The sequence below is a fragment of the Pseudomonas sp. XP1 genome, from assembly GCF_053557675.1.
This window is the reverse complement of sequence record NZ_JBNRIJ010000031.1, coordinates 36,670-39,026: the sequence shown is the minus strand read 5'-3', so window position 1 is coordinate 39,026 and position 2,357 is coordinate 36,670. Positions and strand designations below refer to the sequence as shown.

The 2,357-nt window shown below is 62.0% G+C and carries 1 protein-coding gene; it reads right to left on the bottom strand.

Translation table 11 applies throughout. From position 1 onward, the window contains the following. Positions 1-120: 120 nt before the first annotated feature. Entirely contained in the window at positions 121-2,310 is a 2,190-nt protein-coding gene (locus ACK1U9_RS21040; RefSeq protein ID WP_046615452.1) for an OsmC domain/YcaO domain-containing protein, read from the bottom strand. Positions 2,311-2,357 lie beyond the last annotated feature (47 nt).

The window sequence follows — 2,357 nt, the reverse complement described above, 5'->3', positions numbered from 1 at the left end:
GGCAAGCCAGCTCCCACTTCGACAGCACTGGCCTCAAGGGCTGTGCTATCCCTGTGGGAGCTGGCTTGCCGGCGATTGGGCCAGAACGGACAGTACAAGATAGCGGTTGGAGCGCTGCGGCTATCCGGCGAACTTGGCCCGCGCCGCATGTAGCTTCTTGTAGCTTTCGATCAGGCGCAGGTGGCGATCGAGGCCTTCGAGCTTCATGCTGGTCGGGGTCAGGCCATGGAAACGTACGCTTCCGTCCACCGAGCCCAACACCGCGTCCATGCGCGGGTTGCCGAACATGCGCCGGAAGTTGGCTTCGTAATCGTCCATTTCCAGTTCGTCGTCCAGCAGCACTTCCAGCACCACGTTCAACGCTTGGTAGAACAGGCCGCGCTCGACGGTGTTGTCGTTGAACTGCAGGAACGCCTCGACCAGCTCCTTGGCATCCTCGAAGCGCTGTACCGCCAGGCAGATCAGCAGCTTCAACTCGAGAATGGTCAACTGGCCCCACACCGTGTTCTCGTCGAACTCCACGCCGATCAGCGTGGTGATGGTGGTGTAGTCATCCACATCGCAGTTGTCCAAGCGCTTGAGCAGCAGCTTGAGGGAACGGTTGTCCAGGCTGTGCAGGTTGAGGATGTCGGCGCGGAACGACAGGGCGCGGTTGGTGTTGTCCCAGATCAGGTCCTCGACCGGGTAGATCTCCGAATAACCCGGTACCAGGATGCGGCAGGCGGTGGCGCCAAGGTTGTCGTACACGGCCATGTACACTTCCTTGCCCAGGTCCTCGAGGATGCCGAACAGGGTCGCGGCTTCCTGCACGTTGGAATCCTCGCCGTGGCCGGAGAAGTCCCACTCGACGAACTCGAAGTCGGCCTTGGCGCTGAAGAAGCGCCACGACACCACGCCACTGGAATCGATGAAGTGCTCGACGAAGTTGTTCGGTTCGGTCAGCGCGTGGCTTTCGAAGGTCGGTTGCGGCAGGTCGTTCAAACCTTCGAAGCTGCGGCCCTGAAGCAGTTCGGTGAGGCTGCGCTCCAGCGCCACTTCCAGGCTCGGGTGGGCGCCGAAAGAAGCGAACACGCCGCCGGTGCGCGGGTTCATCAAGGTCACGCACATTACCGGGAACTCGCCACCCAGCGACGCATCCTTGACCAGCACCGGGAAGCCCTGCTCTTCCAGGCCCTGGATGCCGGCGACGATGGCCGGGTACTTGGCCAGCACCTCCTGCGGCACATCTGGCAGGCACAGCTCGCCTTCGAGGATTTCGCGCTTCACGGCGCGCTCGAAGATTTCCGACAGGCACTGCACCTGCGCCTCGGCCAGGGTGTTGCCGGCACTCATGCCGTTGCTGAGGAACAGGTTCTCGATCAGGTTGGACGGGAAGTACACCACCTGCTGGTCGGACTGGCGCACGAATGGCAACGAGCAGATGCCGCGCGCGGTGTTGCCCGAGTTGGTGTCGTACAGGTGCGAGCCACGCAGCTCGCCGTCCGGGTTGTAGATTGCCAGGCAGTGCTCATCGAGGATCTCGGCCGGCAGCGCATCGCGCGGGCCGGGTTTGAACCACTGCTCGTTCGGGTAGTGCACGAACGACGCGTTGGCCAGGTCCTCGCCCCAGAACTGATCGTTGTAGAAGAAGTTGCAGTTCAGCCGCTCGATGAACTCGCCCAGCGCCGAGGCCAGCGCGGCCTCCTTGGTCGCGCCCTTGCCGTTGGTGAAGCACATCGGCGACTGGGCGTCGCGCACATGCAGCGACCACACGTTGGGCACGATGTTGCGCCACGAGGCGATCTCGATCTTCATCCCCAGCCCGGCGAGGATGCCCGACATGTTGGCGATGGTCTGCTCCAGCGGCAGGTCCTTGCCGGGGATATAGGTGCTGGTGTCCGCCACCGGCATCAGCAGGCCCTGGGCATCGGCATCGAGGTTGTCGACCACTTCGATCACGAACTCGGGGCCGGTCTGCACCACCTTCTTCACCGTGCAGCGGTCGATGGAGCGCAGGATGCCTTGGCGGTCCTTCTCGGAAATGTCCTCGGGCAACTCGACCTGGATCTTGAAGACCTGGTTGTAGCGGTTTTCCGGGTCGACGATGTTGTTCTGCGACAGGCGGATGTTTTCGGTGGGGATGTCGCGGGTCTGGCAGTACAGCTTGACGAAGTAAGCCGCGCACAAGGCCGAAGACGCCAGGAAATAGTCGAACGGCCCCGGGGCCGAGCCATCACCCTTGTAGCGAATCGGTTGGTCGGCGATCACCGTGAAGTCGTCGAACTTGGCTTCGAGACGGAGATTGTCGAGAAAATTGACCTTGATTTCCATGCGGGGATTACCGTGATTTAAGCGTGCAAAACGAAATTGGCCGGCAT